The organism is Pseudomonas sp. HC1(2025), assembly GCF_058742075.1.
Genome location: NZ_CP196017.1, coordinates 1,466,302 through 1,489,954 on the forward strand (window position 1 = coordinate 1,466,302; position 23,653 = coordinate 1,489,954).

Genomic DNA, 23,653 nt, shown 5'->3' on the forward strand with positions numbered 1-23,653 from the left:
GGGCGAAAACGCTTCGAGGCGTTTTTCGGGCGCTATGGGTGAAATAGCTCGGAAGGTGTAACCGTCCGTTTCTGGATGCTAATGGGCGAACCTTTCACTAACCTTTCAGCGTCCTTTCAATGTTTTCGGGCTTCACAGCAGAGGCCGCGGCTGTAAACTGCGCCGCGAGTTGGTAAACAGAGGGCGGCATCGGCCACCCCTTAACGAGGTATGAATCCATGCGTGTCCTGCTCGTCGAAGACCATCTGCAACTGGCCGAAAGTGTGGCCCAGGCGCTCAAGAGCACGGGGTTGACGGTGGACGTGTTGCACGATGGCGTGGCGGCGGACCTGGCCTTGAGCAGCGAGGAATACGCCGTGGCGATTCTCGATGTGGGCCTGCCGCGCATGGATGGTTTCGAGGTACTGGCGCGCCTGCGGGCTCGTGGGAAAAATCTGCCGGTGTTGATGCTCACCGCCCGCAGCGATGTAAAGGATCGGGTGCATGGCCTTAACCTGGGCGCCGACGACTACCTGGCCAAGCCCTTCGAATTGACCGAACTGGAAGCCAGGGTCAAGGCGCTGTTGCGCCGCAGCGTGCTGGGCGGCGAGCGGCAGCAGACCTGTGGTGTGCTGGTGTATGACGTGGAAACCCGGCGTTTTACCCTCGCCGGTGAACTGCTGACGTTGACCTCCCGCGAGCAGGCCGTGCTCGAAGCGTTGATCGCCCGCCCTGGCCGGGTCATGAGCAAGGAGCAACTGGCATCCCAGGTGTTCGGCCTGGACGAGGAAGCGAGCCCCGACGCGATCGAAATCTATGTGCACCGCTTGCGCAAGAAGCTCGATGGCCAGCCGGTCGCCATCGTCACCTTCCGCGGCCTTGGCTACCTGCTGGAAGCGCGCGATGCGTAAGCACAGCAGCCTGCGTTGGCGCCTGCTGTGGAACCTGGCACTGCTGTTGGTAGTGCTGATGCTGGCCAGCGGCCTGAGCGCCTACTGGAACGGTCGCGAGGCTGCAGACACCGCCTACGACCGCACCCTGCTGGCCTCGGCACGCACCATCGCCGCCGGCCTGTCCCAGCGCGACGGCACCTTGAGTGCCGATGTGCCCTACGTGGCGCTGGACACATTCGCCTATGACAGTGCCGGGCGGATTTACTACCAGGTCAATGATATTCACCAGAAGCTGATTTCTGGCTACGAACACCTGCCCGGCCCGCCGCCCGGTACGCCGCGCACCGACGATTACCCGGCCTTGGCGCGGTTCTATAACGCCAAGTACCAGGGGCAGAATGTACGGGTGGTGAGCCTGCTCAAGGCAGTGTCGGAGCCGAACATGAACGGCATGGCAGAAATCCGCGTGGCCGAAACCGACGAAGCCCGCGTCAGCATGGCCCGCAGCCTGATGGCCGACACCCTGTTGCGCCTGGGCATGCTGGCCATCGGCGCCTTGCTGCTGGTGTGGTTTGCGGTGAGTGCGGCGCTACGCCCGCTGGAGCGTTTGCGCACGGCGGTGGAGGAGCGTCAGCCGGATGACCTGCGGCCGCTGCCGCTGGTTGAAGTGCAACACGAACTCGGGCCGCTGGTGCGGGCGTTGAACCACTTTACCGAGCGCCTGCGCGGGCAGTTCGAGCGCCAGGCACAGTTTATTGCCGACGCCTCCCACGAGTTGCGCACTCCGCTGGCCGCCCTCAAGGCCCGGCTGGAATTGGGCCTGCGCGCCGAGGATCCGGCGGTTTGGCGCAGTACCCTGGAAACGGCGGCACAAGGCACGGATCGCTTGACCCACTTGGCCAATCAACTGCTGTCTCTGGCACGCATCGAAAACGGGGCGCGGGCAATTGCCGAAGGTGGCGCGCAGTTGCTCGACCTCAGTCAACTGGCCCGTGAGTTGGGCATGGCCATGGCGCCCCTGGCCCATGCGCGGGGTGTGGCGCTGGCGTTGGAGGCGGATGAGCCGGTGTGGCTGCGCGGCGAGCCGACCTTGCTGAACGAGCTGTTGAGCAACCTGGTGGATAACGCCCTGGCACACACGCCGTCAGGCGGCAATGTGATCCTGCGGGTGACGGCGCCAGCGGTACTGGAAGTGGAAGACGACGGCCCGGGTATTCCGCAGGATGAGCGCGACCGGGTGTTCGAGCGCTTCTATCGGCGTAACCAGCAGGGCGCGGGGTCGGGGCTGGGCTTGGCGATTGTCGGTGAAATCTGCCGCGCGCACCTGGCCCAGATCAGCCTGCATGATGGCGAGCTGAAAGGGCTCAAGGTGCGGGTGAGTTTTATCGCCGGCTGAGAGCGATCCACCGCTATTGCCGGCAAGCCGGCTCAGTAGAACATCGAGCGCGCTTCGTCCAGCTCGGTACGTACCGCTGCGTTGAGCGGGTCGATGCGCAGTTTCTTGAATGACGGCAAGTTCGACAGCGCAGTGTTGGCCAACGGGTGATGGGTGTTCTTGTGGCAATACAGCACGGCCACTTGCACCAGGTCGACATAATCCAGGCTGGCCGAGTCGCGCTCAAGGTCCTGGTAGTGTGCGGGCACATTCACCAGCATTTCCGGGAAGTCCCAGCCGCGCAAGAGCTTGTCCCCCAGCAGCGGGTGGATGCTATCGATCACATGGTTGAGGCTGACCGGGTCGGAGAGCAGTTCATAGTGATCTTCGGCGTAGGTCAGGATCGGCAGCACGCCGATCTGGTGAACCAGCCCGCCGAGTGCGGCCTGGTCCGGCTTGAGCTGGCTGTGGTTACGGCACAAGGCGTAGCAGACGCCGGCCACTTCCAGGCTGCGGCGCCATACTTCACGCATTTTTTGTTCCACGGCTTCTGAGCGGGCGTGGAATATCTGTTCCATCACCAGGCCAATCGCCAGGTTGCTGCTGTAGTTGGTGCCCAGGCGCGTGATGGCGGTATGCAGGTCGGTCACCTCCTGGGAGGCCCGCAACAATGGGCTGTTGACGACCTTGATCAGTCGCGCCGTCAGGGCGGTGTCGCGGCCGATGACTTTGCTCAAATGGCTGATGCTGACTTCGGGGTCTTCGGCGGCCTGACGAATTTTCAGGGCCACTTCCGGTAACGTGGGCAGAACCAGGTCATCGTTATCGATGGCCATCACCAACGCCTGTTGGACTTTTTCCGCCAGTTTGTTCATTCATGCTCTCTAGGGTGTTGCAAAAGGGTCCGGCGATTACCGCTGGATCTCGCGATCACGGTCCAGTTGGTAAGGCAGGTCAAGCAACTTGAGGCCCGCGCCTTCCAGCGTACCTAAATGCACGTCGCCACTGTCGGCTGCTTCGGCTTGCAGCACCGCCAGAAGTTCAATCCCTTCGTCGGCCCGCGCAGCGATCACCACTTCGCCGATGGCACTGTTGTGGCTGGGCGCGAACAGTGGCGTACCAGGCTCGGGCAATGCACTGCCGTCCAGGCTCAGGCGGTAGAGGCGGCGCTTGAGCTTGCCCAGGTATTGCATGCGGGCGACGATCTCCTGGCCGGTGTAGCAGCCCTTTTTGAAGCTCACGCCACCGACCGCTTGCAGGTTGAGCATCTGCGGGATGAACAGCTCGCGGGTCTGGGCCATGACCTGGCCGATGCCGGCGCGGATCTGCCCCAGCAGCCAGCTATTGAGGTCGCCTTGGATGAGTGTTGCGCCCAGTTGGCTGCGCAGGGTGTCGGCTTGCGCGGCGGGCGCCCAGAGTTCGGCGCGGCCGGGGGAGACGCGAATGGCGATCAGTTCTGCATGGCGCGCCACACTGTCGGTCTCGACGGGCAAGTCCAGGCCCAGGCTGGCGATTGCCTGATCGGCGTCGGCCAGGCCGAAGCGGACCCAGGCGGCGCTTTCGTCTGTCAGCTTGGACTTGGAAAACACCGCGTACTTCTTCAAGTCCGCCAGCTGTGGTTCAAGCAGTTCGCTGGCCATGGCCAGCAGCACGCCGTCACCTTGCAGCACGATGCGGAAGCTCGACTGCATGCGCCCCTTTTGGGTGCAGCGCGCGCCGAGGCTGGCGTGGGTGTCGTCGAGGTAGTTGAGGTTGCAGGTCAGTTGCCCCTGGAGGAACTTGGCCGCGTCAGCGCCGCGAACGGCCAGGACGCCTTCGTGGGACAGGGGGCAGAAGAAAGCAGAGTCAGCCATGGGTCATCGCAGTTGGAAAGTCATGGGTGCATCATAGAGGGGCGCCCGGCAAATGGGTAGTTTCATAAGCCCGACCAAAGCCGACTGTTCCGAGGGGCGTGGGCCTGTATACTTGCGCCCTATTTGAGGAGCGCTCCATGGTCGAAGATGTAGAAATCAATCGTCTGTACTGGCACAGCCGTCGCGGCATGCTGGAGTTGGATGTGTTGCTGGTGCCGTTCACCAAAGAGGTGTACGCCACCCTCGATAAGGTGGACCGCGACCTCTACGTCAGGCTGCTGACCTGCGAAGATCAGGATATGTTCGGCTGGTTCATGGAGCGTGCCGAATCAGAAGATCCGGAGCTGCAGCGCATGGTCCGGATGATCCTGGATCGTGTCCAGCCCAAGTAATACCTTCGAATGCCGCTGGCAGGCCTGCGGGCTTCTGCTGGCGGCGTATCTCCTCGCCCAGGTGCTTGCACTCGGTGCGCTGTGCCTGCTGGCTGTGCCTTTATCGATGGCTGCACTCGGTGTGCTGGTGTGCCTGGCCCATGCCGCGTGGGCGCTGCCGCGCCAGGTTCGCTTGACTCACCATTCGTCGGTTCGTGGCCTGCGGCGCAATGCCGACGGCTGGCAACTGTGGAGCGCGGCGCGGGGTTGGCACGCTGTGCAGTTGCGCCCCGACAGCCTGGCGTTGCCGCTGATCGTGGTGCTGCGCTACCGGTTGCCGGGGGAGTGGCGGGTACGCTCGGTGTGTGTGCCGCGCGGTTCGCAGGCCGCCGATGTGCATCGACGCCTGCGCGTGCGCTTGAAGTTCAGCCGCCGTAGGTGGTTGGCACCAGGATAGTGTCGAGGGCTTCGGGCAGCATCTGCGGGTAGTCGAGGGTGTAATGCAGGCCGCGGCTTTCCTTGCGCGCCATGGCCGAGCGGATCATCAGCTCGGCGACCTGGGCCAGGTTGCGCAACTCGATCAGGTCACGGCTGACCTTGTAGTTGCTGTAGAACTCATCGATCTCATCGAGCAGCAATCGAACCCGGTGCTGCGCCCGCGCCAAGCGCTTGTTGGTGCGCACAATCCCCACGTAGTCCCACATGAAGCGCCGCAGTTCGTCCCAGTTGTGGGCGATGATCACGTCTTCGTCCGAGTCGGTGACCTGGCTGGCATCCCAGCGGGGCAGGGCGGCCGGCACCGGGATGCGCGGCAGTTGCTCGAGGATGTCGGCAGCGGCGGAACGGGCGTAGACGAAGCATTCGAGCAGTGAGTTGCTGGCCATGCGGTTGGCGCCGTGCAGGCCGGTGAAGCTGGTCTCGCCGATGGCGTACAGACCAGGCACGTCGGTGCGCCCGTGCTGGTCGACCATCACCCCGCCGCAGGTGTAATGCGCCGCCGGGACCACTGGGATCGGCCCTTTGGTGATATCGATATTGAAGGCCAGGCAGCGCTCGTAGACCGTCGGGAAGTGGGTCTTGATGAAGTCGGCGGGCTTGTGGCTGATGTCCAGGTAGACGCAATCGATGCCCAGGCGTTTCATTTCGTGGTCGATGGCGCGGGCCACGATATCCCGGGGGGCCAGTTCGGCGCGCGGGTCGAAGCGTTGCATGAAACGTTCACCGTTCGGCAGTTTCAAGTGTGCACCTTCACCGCGCAGGGCCTCGGTGATCAGGAAACTCTTGGCCTGGGGGTGATACAGGCAGGTGGGGTGGAACTGGTTGAACTCCAGGTTCGCCACCCGGCAGCCCGAACGCCAGGCCATGGCGATGCCATCCCCGCAGGCGCCATCGGGGTTGCTGGTGTAGAGATAGACTTTGGCGGCGCCCCCTGAAGCGAGGATGGTAAAGCGTGCGCCGTAGGTATCGACTTCGCCGCTGGCGCGGTTGAGCACGTAGGCCCCGAGGCAGCGCTCGCCTGCCAGGCCCAGGCGTTTTTCGGTGATCAGGTCGACGGCGACCCGTTGTTCGAGCAGTTCGATGTTCGGTCGTTGCCGGGCCTGGGCGAGCAAGGTCTTGAAGATCGCAGCGCCGGTGGCATCGGCGGCATGGATGATGCGCCGGTGACTGTGGCCGCCTTCGCGGGTCAAGTGGAACTCGAAACCACCGTCATCACTGCCGGCATGTTCATCGCGGGTAAATGGAACCCCCTGGTCGATCAGCCATTGGATGGCTTCGCGGCTGTGTTCGACGGTGAAACGTACCGCTTCTTCATTGCACAGGCCGCCGCCGGCGTTGAGGGTGTCTTCAACGTGGGATTGCACCGTGTCGGTGTCATCCAGCACGGCGGCAACCCCGCCCTGGGCCCAGAACGTCGAGCCGTTGGCCAGGTCGCCCTTGCTCAGTACGGCTATGCGCAGATGGCTCGGCAGGGTCAGCGCAAGGCTCAAGCCGGCGGCACCGCTACCAATCACCAGGACATCGTGTTGAAACTGTTGGCTCATTTATGGGATTCCGCAAAAAGCGATCCGAGGGGTGGCGCAAACAGGACGCCTGGATCGGCGAATCAAAGGGTCACACGGCCCACTAGTATATAGAGGGGGCTATCGGCACAATAGCCGGGCATTCGTGGCATTGTGAAACTATGGTGAACGAACTGCACGGCTTTGATGAGGCGGTCCGGTGTCGAGATGGGAACTTTTGCATCACGCCCGACTCCATAACAGGATGCCCGAAAGCTGGGAAAACGTTGGTTTTACTGATTGGCCTGGAACATGGGAGTGTCAGAAAACCGGCGACAAGATTATTCACGCAGCCGGCTATGCCCGCGCTGCGTTTTTCGTGTGTGCCAAAACAGAGCCCACCGGAAACTTGCTTGAAGGGGGAGAACTTTTGCGAAAAGTCCTAGTCTATGTTTGCAAGCCTGATCGTTTAGTTATGCAAGCCTCCTTCAAGTACAACGAGGAGTGTTCATGCTAACCCAGGAAGAGGATCAGCAGCTGGTCGAGCGCGTTCAACGCGGCGACAAGCGCGCATTTGATCTGCTAGTGCTGAAATACCAGCACAAAATTCTCGGGTTGATCGTGCGGTTCGTGCACGACACCCATGAAGCGCAGGACGTTGCACAGGAAGCCTTTATCAAGGCCTACCGTGCACTCGGTAATTTTCGCGGTGACAGTGCGTTTTACACGTGGCTGTATCGCATCGCCATCAACACGGCGAAGAACTATCTGGTGTCTCGCGGACGCCGCCCACCTGATAGTGATGTGAGTTCGGAAGATGCAGAATTCTACGATGGTGATCACGGCCTCAAGGATCTCGAGTCGCCGGAGCGTGCATTGCTGCGCGACGAGATCGAAGGCACTGTCCATCGCACTATTCAGCAACTGCCAGAAGATTTACGTACGGCATTAACTTTACGTGAATTCGATGGTCTGAGTTACGAGGACATTGCGAGCGTCATGCAATGTCCGGTGGGGACCGTACGCTCCCGGATTTTCCGGGCTCGGGAAGCCATCGATAAAGCCCTGCAACCGTTGTTGCAGGAAAACTAAAGACAGCGGCGACAGCCAAGAGAGGAACCGCCATGAGTCGTGATGCCCTGCAGGAATCGCTGTCCGCAGTGATGGATAACGAAGCGGATGAACTGGAACTTCGTCGAGTGCTCAATGCATTTGATGATGCCCAAACCCGTGATACCTGGTCTCGTTACCAAGTCGCTCGGGCGGTGATGCATAAGGATCTACTAATCCCTCGTCTGGATATTGCTGCGGCCGTTTCTGCTGCGCTGGCCGATGAAGCCGTTCCGGCAAAAGCCACCCGCGGTCCTTGGCGTAGCCTCGGTCGCCTGGCGGTCGCTGCCTCGGTGACAGTGGCCGTACTGGCCGGTGTACGCCTGTACAACCAGGACGAAATCGCCGGTGCCGAACTGGCCCAGCAAATCCAGCAGCCGGTCATGGCTGGTCCGCAAGTCAAGGGCCCGGCTGTCCTGGCCGGCTACAAGGAAAGCTCTGACGCGACAGGCCCAATGGCCAACGGCGTGCTTCAAGGGCAATCCGGCTGGCAGGACCAGCGTCTGCCAGGTTATCTGCGCCAGCACGCTCAAGAGTCGGCTGTAAAGGGTACCGAAAGCGCACTGCCATACGCTCGCGCTGCAAGCCTGGAAAACCGCTAGACCGCTAAGGAGCCTTATGCGCGCCATACCGCTCCTTGCGCTTTTGCTCAGTGGCTGGTTTGCAGTACCTGCCCATGCCGATGAAGCCCAGGATTGGCTGAAGCGTCTTGGGCGGGCAGAGCAGCAGCAAAGCTACCAAGGCACGTTTATCTACGAGCGTAACGGTAGTTTCTCTACCCATGACATCTGGCATCGTGTCCAGAATGGCCAGGTTAGCGAACGACTGCTGCAGCTCGATGGCTCGGCCCAGGAAGTTGTCCGGGTCGATGGGCGCACCCAGTGCGTCAGTGGCAGCCTGGTGGCGGGTCTGGGCAGTCTGCCCGGCGCTCCGGCCCAAGTCCTTGATCCACAAAAACTCAGTTCTTTTTACGAACTTGCCGTTATTGGTAAATCGCGTGTGGCTGGTCGCAAGGCGGTGATCGTCTCGTTGGCGCCACGTGATCAATATCGTTACGGGTTCGAGCTGCATCTGGACCGTGAAACCGCGCTGCCGCTCAAGTCATTGCTGATCAATGACAAAGGCCAGTTGCTGGAACGTTTCCAGTTCACTCAACTGAGCACCAAAACCCCGGATGAAAGCGATTTGCAGCCCGGCCAGGACTGCAAGCCACTGTCGGTCGCCAGCAGCAAGGCCGATGAAGTAATAGAGCCCCAGGCCTGGCATCCAAGCTGGCTGCCGCCCGGCTTCCAGTTGGCCCGCAGCACGGCGCGCAAGGACTCCCAGACTCAGGTGGTGGTCACCAGCCTGATGTATGAGGACGGGCTGGCGCGCTTTTCGCTGTTCCTCGAGCCCGTCAGTGGCGAAGCCGCGACCGAAAGCCGGGTGCAGTTGGGGCCTACGGTTGCTGTCTCTCGCCGCATGACCACCACTGAGGGCGAGGTCGTGGCCACGGTGGTCGGTGAGATTCCCCTGGGCACCGCCGAACGCATCGCCCTGTCGGTTCGCAGTGGCCCGGCACCCGAAAAGCCGTGAGCCGTTAATCCTATGCTCATCCAGATCGTTCACAGTGATGCAGGAAATGCCTGCTTTGCTGCGCAGAACATGAAATGTCTGGAGAGTATTTTCACTTGCAAAATCTCCTTATGTTTTTTATAGGTCAGAGCTTCTCGGCTCTGGCCTTGCGTTGTTCACGCAATATTGACGTCGCTAGTAGTAGTCTTCGGCGTTTATTGAACCCTGTCGCCCAACCCTGCTCGTCGTAACGGGAGCTGTATGTCGATACCACGTTTGAAATCTTACCTATCCATAGTCGCCACGGTGCTGGTGCTGGGTCAGGCCGTTGCCGCGCAAGCGGCGGAGTTGCCTGACTTCACCCAACTGGTAGAGCAGGCCTCGCCTGCCGTGGTGAATATCAGTACCACCCAGAAGCTGCCGGATCGTAAAGTCTCGAACCAGCAGATGCCTGATCTCGAAGGCCTACCGCCGATGCTGCGGGAGTTCTTCGAGCGTGGCATGCCCCAGCCCCGTTCGCCCCGTGGCGGTGGTGGTGGCCAGCGCGAAGCCCAATCCCTGGGCTCGGGTTTTATCATTTCGCCTGACGGCTACATCCTGACCAACAATCATGTGATCGCCGACGCGGACGAGATCCTCGTGCGCCTGGCTGATCGTAGTGAACTGAAGGCCAAGTTGGTCGGCACCGATCCACGCTCCGACGTGGCCTTGCTGAAAATCGAAGGCAAGGACCTGCCCGTGCTGAAACTGGGCAAGTCCCAGGACCTGAAGGCCGGGCAGTGGGTGGTAGCCATTGGTTCGCCGTTTGGCTTCGACCACACCGTGACCCAAGGCATCGTCAGTGCCATCGGCCGCAGCCTGCCGAACGAGAACTACGTACCGTTCATCCAGACCGACGTACCGATCAACCCGGGTAACTCCGGTGGTCCGCTATTTAACCTGGCGGGCGAAGTGGTGGGGATCAACTCGCAGATCTACACCCGTTCCGGCGGTTTCATGGGCGTCTCCTTCGCCATCCCGATTGATGTGGCCATGGACGTTTCCAACCAACTTAAAGCGGGTGGCAAGGTCAGCCGTGGCTGGTTGGGCGTGGTGATCCAGGAAGTGAACAAAGACCTGGCCGAATCCTTTGGCCTGGACAAGCCTGCCGGCGCCCTGGTTGCGCAGATCCAGGACGACGGCCCGGCGGCTAAAGGTGGCTTGCAGGTTGGCGATGTGATCCTGAGCATGAACGGCCAGCCAATTGTCATGTCGGCTGACCTGCCGCATCTGGTCGGCGCACTCAAGGCGGGCAGTAAGGCCAAGCTGGAAGTGATCCGCGAAGGCAAGCGCCAGAACGTCGAGCTGACCGTGGGCGCGATCCCTGAAGAAGGCCAGGAGCTTGGCGCGCTGGGTGGTAAATCGGGTGCCGAGCGCAGCAGCAACCGCCTGGGCATTGCCGTCGTCGAGTTGACCGACGAGCAGAAGAAGAGCTTCGACCTCAAGAGCGGTGTGGTGATCAAGGAAGTCCAGGACGGCCCGGCCGCCCTGATTGGCCTGCAACCAGGCGACGTGATCACCCACTTGAACAACCAGGCCATCAACTCCACCAAGGAATTCACCGACATCGCCAAGGCGCTGCCGAAGAATCGCTCGGTGTCGATGCGGGTCCTGCGTCAAGGGCGTGCCAGCTTCATCACCTTCAAGCTGGCCGAGTAATCCGCTAGCAGTCGGTCAATAAGAAAGCCCCGCTCTTGATAGTCGAGAGCGGGGCTTTTTTGTGGGCGCTGGATTTAGCTCATCATGCCTTTGACGATGCGTTCCTGTTCGATCAGCTCTCGCTGGCGCGCATCAATACGTGACGACAGCGGGAAGTTGCTGCCGGCCCGGCGCTTGGCAAAGTCCAGTTGCTGGATCGCCTGCTGGAAGTCGCCGACCAACGCAAAGTACTCGGCGCGGGCTTGATGCAGGCCGATGATATTGCCGGATAGCCCGCGGGTTTCGGCGACCTGGTACCACACGTCGGGATCGTCGGAGCGCGACTTGAGCAGGCCTTCCAGGGCTTTTTCCGCGTCGGCGGTGCGGTTCTGCTTGAGCAGCAAGTCCACGCGCACCTGGTTCAGCGGGTAGTTGCTGGGGTATTGGGCCAGCATGCGGTCGGTGCGTTGCTGCGCGTCGGGCATGCGATTGTTGGTGATATCCAACTCGATCTGCGCCAGGTTATAGGTGATGTCGTTGGGCGCCTTGGCCAGCAGCGGCTTGAGGGTTTCCCGTGCCTCGTTGAGCTGGGTGCCCTTGATCTGGGCGATGGCCAGGCCATAACGCGCCACATCGCTCTTCGGGTTCTCATCCAGCTGGGCGCGGAAGCGCTTGGCGGCCAAGCCGGGCGTATCTTCGTAATACAGCTGGACCCTGGCGCGAATCAGTTGATAGCGCAGGCTGTCTTCGGTGCCGCCGGTCTTGGCCTGTTCGGCGCGGTTGCGCGTATCGGCGATCCGCGATTCGGTGACCGGGTGTGTCAGCAGGAATTCTGGAGGCTTGGCATCGAAGCGGTATTGGCGCATCAAGCGCTCGAACATGGTCGGCATCGAGCGCGGGTCGTAGCCGGCCTTGACCATATTGAGGATGCCGATGCGGTCGGCCTCTTGCTCATTCTGCCGGGAGAAGCGCCGCTGCTCCTGGATCGCGGCGGCCTGGCTGCCGGCAATCGCGGCAATCCCGGCATCCCCGGCGCCGGCGGCAGCAGCGATAATCCCGCCGAGCAGCGCGGCCATCATCGGGATCTGCATCCGTTGCTGGGCTTCCACGCCCCGGGCGAAGTGGCGCTGTGACAAGTGCGCCAGTTCGTGGGCCATCACCGAGGCGTACTCGCCTTCGGTCTGGGCATTGAGAAACAGGCCGCCGTTGACCCCGACAATCCCGCCCGGCGCAGCAAATGCGTTGAGCTGAGGGCTGTTGATCAGGATGAACTCCAGGCGCCGGTCATTGACCTGGCTGGTCTCCACCAGTTTGTAGACGCTGGTCTCGACGTAATCCTTGAGTTGCGGGTCATTGAGGACCGAGACCTGGCCGCGCAGAAATGCCAGCCACGCCCGGCCCAGTTGGTGTTCCTGTTGTGGCGAGACAATGGCAGAACTGGCGTCGCCAAGTGACGGCAGGTCGTCGGCGAAGCCTGGAGAGGCAAGCAGGCAAGCCAGCGTCAGCAGGGTAGGGCGCAAAAAAGTCATGCACAAAGCCTTTCGACAAAGACATTACTGTAGCCGGACACTGAGCTCGGGACCAGATATTCTAAGCGCCCCTTGACGCCGCCTGGAGCAAAACCATGACCGCTGCTGTAAACCACGACGCCGAGCTCGATGCCAGCGGCCTCAACTGCCCGTTGCCACTGCTCAAGGCCAAGATGGAACTCAATCGGCTGGCCAGCGGTGCGGTGCTCAAGGTGATCGCCACGGATGCGGGTTCGCAGCGGGACTTCCGCACGTTTGCCAAGCTGGCGGGGCATGCGCTGTTGCACGAGGAGGCCGATAACGGCGTCTATCGTTACTGGTTGCGCAAGGCCTGATGGCCCCATCGCGGGCAAGCCCGGCTCCCGCACTTACCGAGTTGTCTGGTCGAGCACCGAACCCATGTGGGAGCTGGCTTGCCTGCGATAGCTATCTAACTGCCACCAGCCGCATCAAGCCTTGTCCAGTGCCTGTGCCGCGGCCAATACCGCCTCCACATGCCCCGGCACTTTTACGCCACGCCATTCCTGGCGCAGCACGCCTTCCTTGTCGATCAGGAAGGTGCTGCGATCAACGCCCAGGTATTCCTTGCCGTACAACTTCTTCAGCTTGATTACATCAAACAGCTGGCAAACTGCCTCGTCCTTGTCGCTGATCAGCTCAAAGGGGAAAGCTTGCTTGGCCTTGAAGTTCTCGTGGGACTTCACGCTGTCCCGGGACACGCCAAACACTTCGGTGTTGGCGGCCTGGAACGCGGCGTAGTGATCGCGAAACCCCTGGCCTTCGGTGGTGCAGCCCGGGGTGCTGTCTTTAGGGTAAAAGTAGATCACCACTTGCTTGCCCTTGAGGCCGGCAAGGCTGAACGTCTGCCCGCTGGTCGCCGGGGCTTGGAAATCGGCGACCGGTGTGTCGATGACTACCGCCATGAAAAACTTCCTTACATTGGATTCTGTGGGCGCCAGGGCTCGATCAGTGCATCCAGGTTCAGCGCATCGGCGAAATCCAGGAACTGGTCGCGCAACCAACTGATCTGCACGCCGGCCGGCAAGGTCACGGTAAAGGTGGCGTTGAGCATGGTGCCGCCGGTCTGGGGGGCCTGATAGGTGTCGCAGGTCAGGTTTTCCAGCTCGACGTTATGGTCGATAAAGAACTGGCACAGTTCATTAACGATGTCCGAACGGTACGCCGAACTGACATAAGCCACGTACGGTAGCGCCTGGGGACGGTTCTCCAGGGCGGCACTGCGTACCACATTGACGGTGAAATCGTGCTTCTTGGCCAGGGCCGGCAAGCCAGCTTCCAGGCGCGCCAGGGCGTCCCAGCTGCCGGAAATCTGCAGGACCAGCGCGCTGCACTCGCCATGGCGAGTCAGGCGTGAGGTCACGACGGCGCAGCGGTTTTCATGGCTGGCGCGGCACAGGACGTTAGTCAGCTCCATGGGGTTGGCGCCAAGGGCACTGATAACAAGGAATTGTTCGCGGACTGTGGGGGTGGACATGCAGCATTCCTAAAGCGATGAGCGGTCGATACGAACGTGCGGTACCGATCAAAGGATCAAGGGTAGCGAAAAGCGCCGCCAAGGGCTAGGACGTGGCGTTTTCATTGCATATTCAGTGGCAGTTGGCCGTGCTTTGGCCCAATGATGGCATTGCCGGCAACTAAGTTGATCCAGAACGCGTCCTCGGAGGGTACTTCGCTTGTGCAAGCATCTTGGCGCCAGTACCATTACGGCTCTCTTTTTCCGGCAGGAGCGGTTGCATGATTGCGGGCAGTATGGTGGCACTGGTCACACCCATGGATGCACAAGGTAATCTCGACTGGGACAGCCTGGGCAAACTGGTGGACTTTCACCTGCAAGAAGGCACCAACGCCATTGTGGCCGTCGGCACCACGGGTGAATCGGCCACGCTTGATGTGGAAGAACACATCGAGGTGATCGAGTTTGTGGTCAAGCGCGTTGCAGGGCGTATCGCGGTGATTGCCGGTACGGGCGCCAACTCGACGCGCGAAGCGATCGAACTGACCAAGAACGCCAAGAAAGCCGGTGCCGATGCTTGCCTGCTGGTGACGCCGTACTACAACAAGCCGACCCAGGAAGGCTTGTACCAGCACTTCAAGGCCATCGCCGAAGCTGTCGACATCCCGCAGATCCTCTACAACGTGCCAGGTCGCACGGCGTGCGACATGCAGGCCGCGACCGTGATCCGCCTGTCGACCGTGCCGAACATCATCGGTATCAAGGAAGCCACGGGCGACCTGCAGCGCGCCAAGGACATCCTGGCCGGCGTGAGCAGCGACTTCCTGCTGTACTCCGGCGACGACGCCACGGCTGTGGAGCTGATCCTGCTGGGTGGCAAGGGCAATATCTCGGTGACCGCCAACGTGGCTCCGCGTGCCATGAGCGAACTGTGTGCAGCTGCAATCGCCGGTGATGCCGTCAAGGCCCGTGCGATTCACGAAAAGCTGATGCCGCTCAACAAAACCCTGTTTATCGAATCCAACCCTATTCCCGTGAAATGGGCGCTGCACGAGATGGGCCTGATGCCGGACGGTATCCGTCTGCCGCTCACCCAACTCAGCCCAGCCTGTCACGAACCGCTGCGACAGGCCCTGCGCCAGTCCGGCGTCCTGGTTTAATTGAGGAAGCACTACGCATGAAGCGATTGGCCGGACTTTCCGCACTTGCCTTGATTATCTCCAGCACTAGTGGCTGCGGTTGGATCTGGGGCCCGGAAGGCTACTTCCGTGACCGCGGTAGCGATTACCTGGAAGCACAACAAACCGCACCGATGCAATTGCCGCCGGACGTCAACGTCGCCAAGCGCCTTGACCCGTTGCTGCCGATTCCGCGCAATGTGGCCGACGACACCGTCAAGGGCGAGTACGAAGTACCGCGTCCACAGCCGATTTCGGCCCTGGCCGATGCCAGTGACTACAGCCTGCAGAAAAGCGGCGACTCGCGTTGGATCATGGCCCAGCGCCCACCTGCCGAAGTCTGGCCGGTGGCTGTGCAGTTCTTCCAGGACAACGGTTTCCGTATCGACGAGCAACGCCCGCAGACCGGTGAGTTCACCACTGCATGGCAGCAGTCGAACGAACTGTCGGCCAACATGGCCAAGCGCCTGCAGGCCGGTGGCGTCGCCGCTGATGGCGAAAGCCGCATCCGCGTACGCATCGAGCCAGGCGTACAGCGCAACACCAGTGAAGTCTATGTGGTCAGTGCCGAGCGTCCTGCCGGCAGTACCGCCAACGTCGAATTCACCAATCGTTCGGTCAACAGTGGCGTCGATGCTGCGCTGGTCGACGAGATGCTTGCCAGCATGAGCCGTATTTCCGAGAAGGGCGGTTCCGTATCCCTGCTCGCTGCCCGTGATTACGACACCCCTAACCGTGTCAGCCTCACCGAAGACGGTAGCGGCAACGTCGTGCTCAACCTGGGTGAAGACCTGGATCGAGCCTGGGCCAGCGTCGGCCGTGCCCTGGAGCAAGGTCCATGGCGCGTTGAAGACATCAACCGCAGCCTGGGCCTGTACTACATCAACGTGGCTGAAAAGGCCGAGAAGAAAGACGAAGAGCGTGGTTTCTTCAGCAAGTTGTTCGGCAGCGAGCCGACCAAGGAAGAGATCGAGACTCGCGCCGAGCGTTATCAGGTTCGCCTGAGCAAGGTTGGCGACAACGTGCAAGTCACCGTCGAGAAGAACATCAACACCGTAGCGCCTGCAGAAACGGCGCGCAAAGTGTTGGGCGTGATTCAGGACAACCTGGGCTGATCCGATGCGTTTTGCTGTTCTCGGCAGCGGTAGCCAAGGGAACGGCACGCTTGTAGCCCACGACGACACGTACGTCCTGGTGGATTGTGGTTTCTCCTTGCGGGAAACCGAGCGACGCCTGCTGCGCCTGGGGGTTCACCCGGCGCAGTTGAGCGCGATCCTAGTGACCCACGAACATGCCGACCACGTGCATGGCGTGGGTTTGCTGTCTCGGCGCTACAATCTTCCGGTGTACCTGAGTCGCGGCACCTTGCGCGGGATGCGCAAACCCATTGAACCCGCAGGTTTCCTGGCCGGTGGCGAGCAACTGCAGATCGGTGCCTTGAGCATTGCTGTGATTGCCGTGGCGCATGATGCCCACGAGCCCACGCAATATGTATTCAGTGATGGCGAGCGTCGCTTCGGCCTGCTTACCGACCTGGGTTCCTATTGCGCCAAGGTGCTTGAAGGCTATCGGGATCTCGATGCATTGATGATCGAGTCCAACCATTGCCGAGACCTGCTGGCGCGCGGTCACTATCCGTACTTTCTCAAGCAACGGGTTGGCGGCGAACTGGGACATTTGAACAACCACCAGGCGGCGTACCTGGTGTATGAGTTGGGCTGGCAAGACCTGCAACATCTGGTCCTGGCCCACCTGAGCAGCAAGAACAACCTGCCGCAGCTTGCCCGGCAATGTTTTGTCGACACCCTCGGGTGCGACCCGGACTGGCTGCAACTGGCCGATCAAGATTCAGGGCTCGACTGGCGACATATCGCCTAGCCCATCTACTTACCAAGCGGAGCCCATCATGGAAAAACGTGAAGAACTCTACCGCGGCAAAGCCAAGTCGGTTTACAAGACCGACGACGCCAACCGCTTGATCCTGCTGTTTCGCAACGACACCTCGGCGTTCGACGGCAAGCGCATCGAACAGCTCGACCGCAAGGGTATGGTGAACAACAAGTTCAACGCCTTCATCATGCAGAAACTCGAAGCGGCCGGCATTCCGACCCAGTTCGATAAACTGCTGGGCGACAACGAATGCCTGGTGAAGAAACTCGACATGATCCCGGTCGAGTGCGTCGTGCGTAACTACGCCGCCGGCAGCCTGGTCAAGCGCCTGGGCGTGGAAGAGGGCCTCAAGCTCAACCCTTACACGTTCGAGCTGTTCCTCAAGGATGATGCCAAGGGCGATCCATTCATCAACGAATCCCACGTGGTGGCATTTGGCTGGGGCACCGCTGAACAACTGGCGCGCATGAAGGAGTTGTCGCTCAAGGTCAACGACGTGCTGAGCAAGCTGTTCGACGACGCCGGGCTGCTGCTGGTGGACTTCAAGCTGGAATTCGGCGTATTCCACGACGGCTCCATCGTCCTGGGCGACGAATTCAGCCCGGACGGCTGCCGCCTGTGGGACAAGGACACCCGTAAGAAGATGGACAAAGACCGCTTCCGCCAGGGCCTCGGTGACGTTATTGAAGCCTACGAAGAAGTCGCCAACCGCCTCGGCGTACCGCTGTAATCGACGCAAGCATCTGATAGCACGGAAAAAAATTGCTTCGGCGCTTTGCTTCCACGAAACAGGCTGTTATGATGCGCGCCGTTGGAGAGATGCCAGAGTGGCCGAATGGGACGGATTCGAAATCCGTTGTACCTTCACCGGTACCTAGGGTTCGAATCCCTATCTCTCCGCCATTATTTGTACTTGAAGGCCCCATTTATGGGGCCTTTTTGCATTCTGAAGGTTCTGTTTCTCCGTTTCGCCTTTATGTGCTGGTTAGGCATCTTATATAAGGCGTTCTATGAAGTCTGAGGGGTATTGGGTCCTTGGAGGTTTTCATAGTGGCGGCCAGGGTTCTTTTCTCTGGAAAAGAATTTCCAGTTGGGGGTTGACCGGGTATTTTAATGCTGTAGTATTTGCCTCCCGCTGACGAGAGATCGAAAGCGCAAGTGGTTGAAGTTGTTGAGGAAAATCTCGAAACTTCTGAAAATAATCACTTGACAGCAAATGAGGCTGCTGTAGAATGCGCGCCTCGGTTGAGACGAAAGATCTTAACCAACCGCTCTTTAACAACTGAATCAAGCAATTCGTGTGGGTGCTTGTGGAGTCAGACTGATAGTCAACAAGATTATCAGCATCACAAGTTACTCCGCGAGAAATCAAAGATGTAACCAACGATTGCTGAGCCAAGTTTAGGGTTTCTTAAAAACCCAAAGATGTTTGAACTGAAGAGTTTGATCATGGCTCAGATTGAACGCTGGCGGCAGGCCTAACACATGCAAGTCGAGCGGTAGAGAGAAGCTTGCTTCTCTTGAGAGCGGCGGACGGGTGAGTAATGCCTAGGAATCTGCCTGGTAGTGGGGGATAACGTTCGGAAACGGACGCTAATACCGCATACGTCCTACGGGAGAAAGCAGGGGACCTTCGGGCCTTGCGCTATCAGATGAGCCTAGGTCGGATTAGCTAGTTGGTGGGGTAATGGCTCACCAAGGCGACGATCCGTAACTGGTCTGAGAGGATGATCAGTCACACTGGAACTGAGACACGGTCCAGACTCCTACGGGAGGCAGCAGTGGGGAATATTGGACAATGGGCGAAAGCCTGATCCAGCCATGCCGCGTGTGTGAAGAAGGTCTTCGGATTGTAAAGCACTTTAAGTTGGGAGGAAGGGTTGTAGATTAATACTCTGCAATTTTGACGTTACCGACAGAATAAGCACCGGCTAACTCTGTGCCAGCAGCCGCGGTAATACAGAGGGTGCAAGCGTTAATCGGAATTACTGGGCGTAAAGCGCGCGTAGGTGGTTAGTTAAGTTGGATGTGAAATCCCCGGGCTCAACCTGGGAACTGCATTCAAAACTGACTGACTAGAGTATGGTAGAGGGTGGTGGAATTTCCTGTGTAGCGGTGAAATGCGTAGATATAGGAAGGAACACCAGTGGCGAAGGCGACCACCTGGACTGATACTGACACTGAGGTGCGAAAGCGTGGGGAGCAAACAGGATTAGATACCCTGGTAGTCCACGCCGTAAACGATGTCAACTAGCCGTTGGGAGCCTTGAGCTCTTAGTGGCGCAGCTAACGCATTAAGTTGACCGCCTGGGGAGTACGGCCGCAAGGTTAAAACTCAAATGAATTGACGGGGGCCCGCACAAGCGGTGGAGCATGTGGTTTAATTCGAAGCAACGCGAAGAACCTTACCAGGCCTTGACATCCAATGAACTTTCTAGAGATAGATTGGTGCCTTCGGGAACATTGAGACAGGTGCTGCATGGCTGTCGTCAGCTCGTGTCGTGAGATGTTGGGTTAAGTCCCGTAACGAGCGCAACCCTTGTCCTTAGTTACCAGCACGTAATGGTGGGCACTCTAAGGAGACTGCCGGTGACAAACCGGAGGAAGGTGGGGATGACGTCAAGTCATCATGGCCCTTACGGCCTGGGCTACACACGTGCTACAATGGTCGGTACAGAGGGTTGCCAAGCCGCGAGGTGGAGCTAATCCCACAAAACCGATCGTAGTCCGGATCGCAGTCTGCAACTCGACTGCGTGAAGTCGGAATCGCTAGTAATCGCGAATCAGAATGTCGCGGTGAATACGTTCCCGGGCCTTGTACACACCGCCCGTCACACCATGGGAGTGGGTTGCACCAGAAGTAGCTAGTCTAACCTTCGGGAGGACGGTTACCACGGTGTGATTCATGACTGGGGTGAAGTCGTAACAAGGTAGCCGTAGGGGAACCTGCGGCTGGATCACCTCCTTAATCGACGACATCAGCTGCTCCATAAGTTCCCACACGAATTGCTTGATTCATTGAAGAAGACGAAAAGAAGCAGCCCGAAATTGGGTCTGTAGCTCAGTTGGTTAGAGCGCACCCCTGATAAGGGTGAGGTCGGCAGTTCGAATCTGCCCAGACCCACCAATTTTGTGTGGGAAACGCCTGTAGAAATACGGGGCCATAGCTCAGCTGGGAGAGCGCCTGCCTTGCACGCAGGAGGTCAACGGTTCGATCCCGTTTGGCTCCACCACTACTGCTTCTGTTTGTATAAAGCTTAGAAATGAGCATTCCATCATTGTGATGGTGAATGTTGATTTCTAGTCTTTGACTAGTTCGTTCTTTAAAAATTTGGGTATGTGATAGAAAGATAGACTGAACGTTACTTTCACTGGTAACGGATCAGGCTAAGGTAAAATTTGTGAGTTACTCAAATTGAGTATTATCGAATTTTCGGCGAATGTCGTCTTCACAGTATAACCAGATTGCTTGGGGTTATATGGTCAAGTGAAGAAGCGCATACGGTGGATGCCTTGGCAGTCAGAGGCGATGAAAGACGTGGTAGCCTGCGAAAAGCTTCGGGGAGTCGGCAAACAGACTTTGATCCGGAGATGTCTGAATGGGGGAACCCAGCCATCATAAGATGGTTATCTTAAGCTGAATACATAGGCTTAAGAGGCGAACCAGGGGAACTGAAACATCTAAGTACCCTGAGGAAAAGAAATCAACCGAGATTCCCTTAGTAGTGGCGAGCGAACGGGGACTAGCCCTTAAGTGGCTTTGAGATTAGCGGAACGCTCTGGAAAGTGCGGCCATAGTGGGTGATAGCCCTGTACGCGAAAATCTCTTAGTCATGAAATCGAGTAGGACGGAGCACGAGAAACTTTGTCTGAATATGGGGGGACCATCCTCCAAGGCTAAATACTACTGACTGACCGATAGTGAACTAGTACCGTGAGGGAAAGGCGAAAAGAACCCCGGAGAGGGGAGTGAAATAGATCCTGAAACCGTATGCGTACAAGCAGTGGGAGCCCACTTTGTTGGGTGACTGCGTACCTTTTGTATAATGGGTCAGCGACTTATTTTCAGTGGCGAGCTTAACCGAATAGGGGAGGCGTAGCGAAAGCGAGTCTTAATAGGGCGTCTAGTCGCTGGGAATAGACCCGAAACCGGGCGATCTATCCATGGGCAGGTTGAAGGTTGGGTAACACTAACTGGAGGACCGAACCGACTACCGTTGAAAAGTTAGCGGATGACCTGTGGATCGGAGTGAAAGGCTAATCAAGCTCGGAGATAGCTGGTTCTCCTCGAAAGCTATTTAGGTAGCGCCTCATGTATCACTGTAGGGGGTAGAGCACTGTTTCGGCTAGGGGGTCATCCCGACTTACCAAACCGATGCAAACTCCGAATACCTACAAGTGCCGAGCATGGGAGACACACGGCGGGTGCTAACGTCCGTCGTGAAAAGGGAAACAACCCAGACCGTCAGCTAAGGTCCCAAAGTTATGGTTAAGTGGGAAACGATGTGGGAAGGCTTAGACAGCTAGGAGGTTGGCTTAGAAGCAGCCACCCTTTAAAGAAAGCGTAATAGCTCACTAGTCGAGTCGGCCTGCGCGGAAGATGTAACGGGGCTCAAACCATACACCGAAGCTACGGGTATCACCTTCGGGTGATGCGGTAGAGGAGCGTTCTGTAAGCCTGTGAAGGTGAGTTGAGAAGCTTGCTGGAGGTATCAGAAGTGCGAATGCTGACATGAGTAACGACAATGGGTGTGAAAAACACCCACGCCGAAAGACCAAGGTTTCCTGCGCAACGTTAATCGACGCAGGGTTAGTCGGTCCCTAAGGCGAGGCTGAAAAGCGTAGTCGATGGAAAACAGGTTAATATTCCTGTACTTCTGGTTATTGCGATGGAGGGACGGAGAAGGCTAGGCCAGCTTGGCGTTGGTTGTCCAAGTTTAAGGTGGTAGGCTGGAATCTTAGGTAAATCCGGGATTCTAAGGCCGAGAGCTGATGACGAGTTACCCTTTGGGTGACGAAGTGGTTGATGCCATGCTTCCAAGAAAAGCTTCTAAGCTTCAGGTAACCAGGAACCGTACCCCAAACCGACACAGGTGGTTGGGTAGAGAATACCAAGGCGCTTGAGAGAACTCGGGTGAAGGAACTAGGCAAAATGGCACCGTAACTTCGGGAGAAGGTGCGCCGGTGAGGGTGAAGGACTTGCTCCGTAAGCTCATGCCGGTCGAAGATACCAGGCCGCTGCGACTGTTTATTAAAAACACAGCACTCTGCAAACACGAAAGTGGACGTATAGGGTGTGACGCCTGCCCGGTGCCGGAAGGTTAATTGATGGGGTTAGCTAACGCGAAGCTCTTGATCGAAGCCCCGGTAAACGGCGGCCGTAACTATAACGGTCCTAAGGTAGCGAAATTCCTTGTCGGGTAAGTTCCGACCTGCACGAATGGCGTAACGATGGCGGCGCTGTCTCCACCCGAGACTCAGTGAAATTGAAATCGCTGTGAAGATGCAGTGTATCCGCGGCTAGACGGAAAGACCCCGTGAACCTTTACTATAGCTTTGCACTGGACTTTGAATTTGCTTGTGTAGGATAGGTGGGAGGCTTTGAAGCGTGGACGCCAGTTCGCGTGGAGCCAACCTTGAAATACCACCCTGGCAACTTTGAGGTTCTAACTCAGGTCCGTTATCCGGATCGAGGACAGTGTATGGTGGGTAGTTTGACTGGGGCGGTCTCCTCCTAAAGAGTAACGGAGGAGTACGAAGGTGCGCTCAGACCGGTCGGAAATCGGTCGTAGAGTATAAAGGCAAAAGCGCGCTTGACTGCGAGACAGACACGTCGAGCAGGTACGAAAGTAGGTCTTAGTGATCCGGTGGTTCTGTATGGAAGGGCCATCGCTCAACGGATAAAAGGTACTCCGGGGATAACAGGCTGATACCGCCCAAGAGTTCATATCGACGGCGGTGTTTGGCACCTCGATGTCGGCTCATCACATCCTGGGGCTGAAGCCGGTCCCAAGGGTATGGCTGTTCGCCATTTAAAGTGGTACGCGAGCTGGGTTTAGAACGTCGTGAGACAGTTCGGTCCCTATCTGCCGTGGACGTTTGAGATTTGAGAGGGGCTGCTCCTAGTACGAGAGGACCGGAGTGGACGAACCTCTGGTGTTCCGGTTGTCACGCCAGTGGCATTGCCGGGTAGCTATGTTCGGAATAGATAACCGCTGAAAGCATCTAAGCGGGAAACTAGCCTCAAGATGAGATCTCACTGGAACCTTGAGTTCCCTGAAGGGCCGTCGAAGACTACGACGTTGATAGGTTGGGTGTGTAAGCGCTGTGAGGCGTTGAGCTAACCAATACTAATTGCCCGTGAGGCTTGACCATATAACACCCAAGCAATTTGTTTCTCGAAAGAGCATCAGATTGCGGTGTGTGAAGACGAAATGAACCGAAAGTTCGAATCTCACAAAACACCGAAAGCTGTCACATACCCAATTTTCTGAAGCGAGGCACTTGCCACGACTCAGTACCCGAATTTCTTGACGACCATAGAGCATTGGAACCACCTGATCCCATCCCGAACTCAGCAGTGAAACGATGCATCGCCGATGGTAGTGTGGGGTTTCCCCATGTGAGAGTAGGTCATCGTCAAGATTAAATTCCAAAACCCCAATTGCGAAAGCAGTTGGGGTTTTGTTTTGGGCGGTCGAAAACCCATAAGCCCGCAAGCAACTGGTCGCGCCCGCCAACTGCAACAAATGCGATTGCTGCTCTATGCT

19 protein-coding genes, 3 tRNA genes and 3 rRNA genes are annotated in these 23,653 nt (G+C 58.5%); 19 read left to right on the forward strand and 6 right to left on the reverse strand.

From position 1 onward, the window contains the following. Window positions 1-218: 218 nt before the first annotated feature. Together ACSSVH_RS06485 and ACSSVH_RS06490 are read left to right on the forward strand one after the other, a co-directional pair. The gene (locus ACSSVH_RS06485) at window positions 219-890 is read left to right on the forward strand and encodes a response regulator (protein ID WP_169956731.1); all 672 of its coding nucleotides are present in this window, start codon (window positions 219-221) and stop codon (window positions 888-890) included. Then, window positions 883-2,268 (forward strand): sensor histidine kinase, encoded by a 1,386-nt coding sequence (locus ACSSVH_RS06490; RefSeq protein WP_492634239.1) that lies wholly within the window; start codon window positions 883-885, stop codon window positions 2,266-2,268. The genes ACSSVH_RS06485 and ACSSVH_RS06490 overlap by 8 nt, the downstream gene beginning before the upstream one ends. Window positions 2,269-2,300: 32 nt before the next feature. Here the strand turns inward: ACSSVH_RS06490 and ACSSVH_RS06495 are convergent, their stop codons facing one another. Continuing rightward, complete coding sequence (locus ACSSVH_RS06495; RefSeq protein ID WP_169956727.1) at window positions 2,301-3,122, reverse strand: HDOD domain-containing protein; 822 nt, start codon at window positions 3,120-3,122, stop codon at window positions 2,301-2,303. A 36-nt stretch (window positions 3,123-3,158) separates the two neighbouring features. Further along, window positions 3,159-4,100: a CAF17-like 4Fe-4S cluster assembly/insertion protein YgfZ gene (gene ygfZ, locus ACSSVH_RS06500; protein WP_492634240.1), complete on the reverse strand. Its 942-nt coding sequence runs from the start codon at window positions 4,098-4,100 to the stop codon at window positions 3,159-3,161. A 137-nt stretch (window positions 4,101-4,237) separates the two neighbouring features. Here ygfZ and ACSSVH_RS06505 point away from each other — a divergent pair, with 137 nt between their 5' ends. After that, window positions 4,238-4,492 carry an FAD assembly factor SdhE gene (locus tag ACSSVH_RS06505; RefSeq protein ID WP_017736358.1) on the forward strand — a complete coding sequence of 85 codons (255 nt, stop codon included), beginning with the start codon at window positions 4,238-4,240 and terminating at the stop codon, window positions 4,490-4,492. Beyond that, on the forward strand, window positions 4,476-4,928 hold the full coding sequence (locus ACSSVH_RS06510) for a hypothetical protein (RefSeq protein ID WP_169956723.1): 453 nt from the start codon (window positions 4,476-4,478) through the stop codon (window positions 4,926-4,928). Before ACSSVH_RS06505 ends, ACSSVH_RS06510 begins: the two co-directional genes overlap by 17 nt. On the opposite strand, the gene nadB is transcribed toward ACSSVH_RS06510, so the two are convergent. Continuing rightward, the gene (nadB, locus tag ACSSVH_RS06515; RefSeq protein WP_169956721.1) at window positions 4,897-6,513 is read right to left on the reverse strand and encodes an L-aspartate oxidase; all 1,617 of its coding nucleotides are present in this window, start codon (window positions 6,511-6,513) and stop codon (window positions 4,897-4,899) included. The genes ACSSVH_RS06510 and nadB overlap by 32 nt on opposite strands. Before the next feature lie 468 nt (window positions 6,514-6,981). Here nadB and rpoE point away from each other — a divergent pair, with 468 nt between their 5' ends. The 4 genes from rpoE (at window position 6,982) to ACSSVH_RS06535 (ending at window position 10,833) form a co-directional block, all read left to right on the forward strand. Further along, window positions 6,982-7,563, forward strand: a complete 582-nt coding sequence (gene rpoE, locus ACSSVH_RS06520; RefSeq protein ID WP_003172477.1) for an RNA polymerase sigma factor RpoE/AlgU — start codon at window positions 6,982-6,984, stop codon at window positions 7,561-7,563. Between the two features lie 32 nt (window positions 7,564-7,595). Further along, window positions 7,596-8,183 carry a sigma-E factor negative regulatory protein gene (locus ACSSVH_RS06525; RefSeq protein ID WP_492634241.1) on the forward strand — a complete coding sequence of 196 codons (588 nt, stop codon included), beginning with the start codon at window positions 7,596-7,598 and terminating at the stop codon, window positions 8,181-8,183. A 16-nt stretch (window positions 8,184-8,199) separates the two neighbouring features. Then, on the forward strand, window positions 8,200-9,156 hold the full coding sequence (locus tag ACSSVH_RS06530; RefSeq protein WP_170058380.1) for a MucB/RseB C-terminal domain-containing protein: 957 nt from the start codon (window positions 8,200-8,202) through the stop codon (window positions 9,154-9,156). A 240-nt stretch (window positions 9,157-9,396) separates the two neighbouring features. Beyond that, window positions 9,397-10,833, forward strand: coding sequence for a DegQ family serine endoprotease (locus ACSSVH_RS06535; protein WP_169956714.1), 1,437 nt, complete (start codon window positions 9,397-9,399; stop codon window positions 10,831-10,833). A gap of 74 nt (window positions 10,834-10,907) precedes the next feature. Here the strand turns inward: ACSSVH_RS06535 and ACSSVH_RS06540 are convergent, their stop codons facing one another. Beyond that, window positions 10,908-12,341, reverse strand: coding sequence for a M48 family metalloprotease (locus tag ACSSVH_RS06540; protein ID WP_029299078.1), 1,434 nt, complete (start codon window positions 12,339-12,341; stop codon window positions 10,908-10,910). Window positions 12,342-12,436: 95 nt separating this feature from the next. Between ACSSVH_RS06540 and ACSSVH_RS06545 the strand changes: the two genes are divergently transcribed. Next, window positions 12,437-12,676 (forward strand): sulfurtransferase TusA family protein, encoded by a 240-nt coding sequence (locus ACSSVH_RS06545; protein ID WP_169956710.1) that lies wholly within the window; start codon window positions 12,437-12,439, stop codon window positions 12,674-12,676. Between the two features lie 114 nt (window positions 12,677-12,790). Here ACSSVH_RS06545 and ACSSVH_RS06550 read toward each other — a convergent pair whose 3' ends face one another. After that, on the reverse strand, window positions 12,791-13,264 hold the full coding sequence (locus tag ACSSVH_RS06550; protein ID WP_169956708.1) for a peroxiredoxin: 474 nt from the start codon (window positions 13,262-13,264) through the stop codon (window positions 12,791-12,793). Window positions 13,265-13,275: 11 nt separating this feature from the next. Then, window positions 13,276-13,836, reverse strand: a complete 561-nt coding sequence (locus ACSSVH_RS06555) for a glycine cleavage system transcriptional repressor (RefSeq protein WP_169956706.1) — start codon at window positions 13,834-13,836, stop codon at window positions 13,276-13,278. A gap of 260 nt (window positions 13,837-14,096) precedes the next feature. On the opposite strand from ACSSVH_RS06555, the gene dapA reads away from it, so the two are divergent. From dapA to rrf, 10 genes are all read left to right on the forward strand, one after another. Beyond that, a complete protein-coding gene (dapA, locus tag ACSSVH_RS06560) occupies window positions 14,097-14,975 on the forward strand; it encodes a 4-hydroxy-tetrahydrodipicolinate synthase (RefSeq protein ID WP_169956704.1) in 879 nt (292 codons plus the stop codon). Between the two features lie 17 nt (window positions 14,976-14,992). Then, complete coding sequence (gene bamC, locus ACSSVH_RS06565) at window positions 14,993-16,108, forward strand: NlpB/DapX family lipoprotein (RefSeq protein ID WP_169956702.1); 1,116 nt, start codon at window positions 14,993-14,995, stop codon at window positions 16,106-16,108. Window positions 16,109-16,112: 4 nt separating this feature from the next. Further along, entirely contained in the window at window positions 16,113-16,871 is a 759-nt protein-coding gene (locus ACSSVH_RS06570; protein ID WP_492634242.1) for an MBL fold metallo-hydrolase, read from the forward strand. A 28-nt stretch (window positions 16,872-16,899) separates the two neighbouring features. Further along, window positions 16,900-17,613 (forward strand): phosphoribosylaminoimidazolesuccinocarboxamide synthase, encoded by a 714-nt coding sequence (purC, locus tag ACSSVH_RS06575; protein ID WP_003211975.1) that lies wholly within the window; start codon window positions 16,900-16,902, stop codon window positions 17,611-17,613. A gap of 83 nt (window positions 17,614-17,696) precedes the next feature. Further along, window positions 17,697-17,786, forward strand: a tRNA-Ser gene (locus ACSSVH_RS06580). 528 nt (window positions 17,787-18,314) lie between these two features. Further along, window positions 18,315-19,851: ribosomal RNA gene (locus tag ACSSVH_RS06585) — 16S ribosomal RNA — on the forward strand. A gap of 82 nt (window positions 19,852-19,933) precedes the next feature. Then, a tRNA-Ile gene (locus ACSSVH_RS06590) sits at window positions 19,934-20,010 on the forward strand. A 30-nt stretch (window positions 20,011-20,040) separates the two neighbouring features. Beyond that, window positions 20,041-20,116, forward strand: a tRNA-Ala gene (locus ACSSVH_RS06595). 248 nt (window positions 20,117-20,364) lie between these two features. After that, window positions 20,365-23,258 (forward strand): 23S ribosomal RNA (locus ACSSVH_RS06600). A 154-nt stretch (window positions 23,259-23,412) separates the two neighbouring features. After that, window positions 23,413-23,528 (forward strand): 5S ribosomal RNA (gene rrf / locus ACSSVH_RS06605). The 16S, 23S and 5S rRNA genes sit together here with 2 tRNA genes alongside, the layout of an rRNA operon. The last annotated feature ends 125 nt before the right edge of the window (window positions 23,529-23,653 follow it).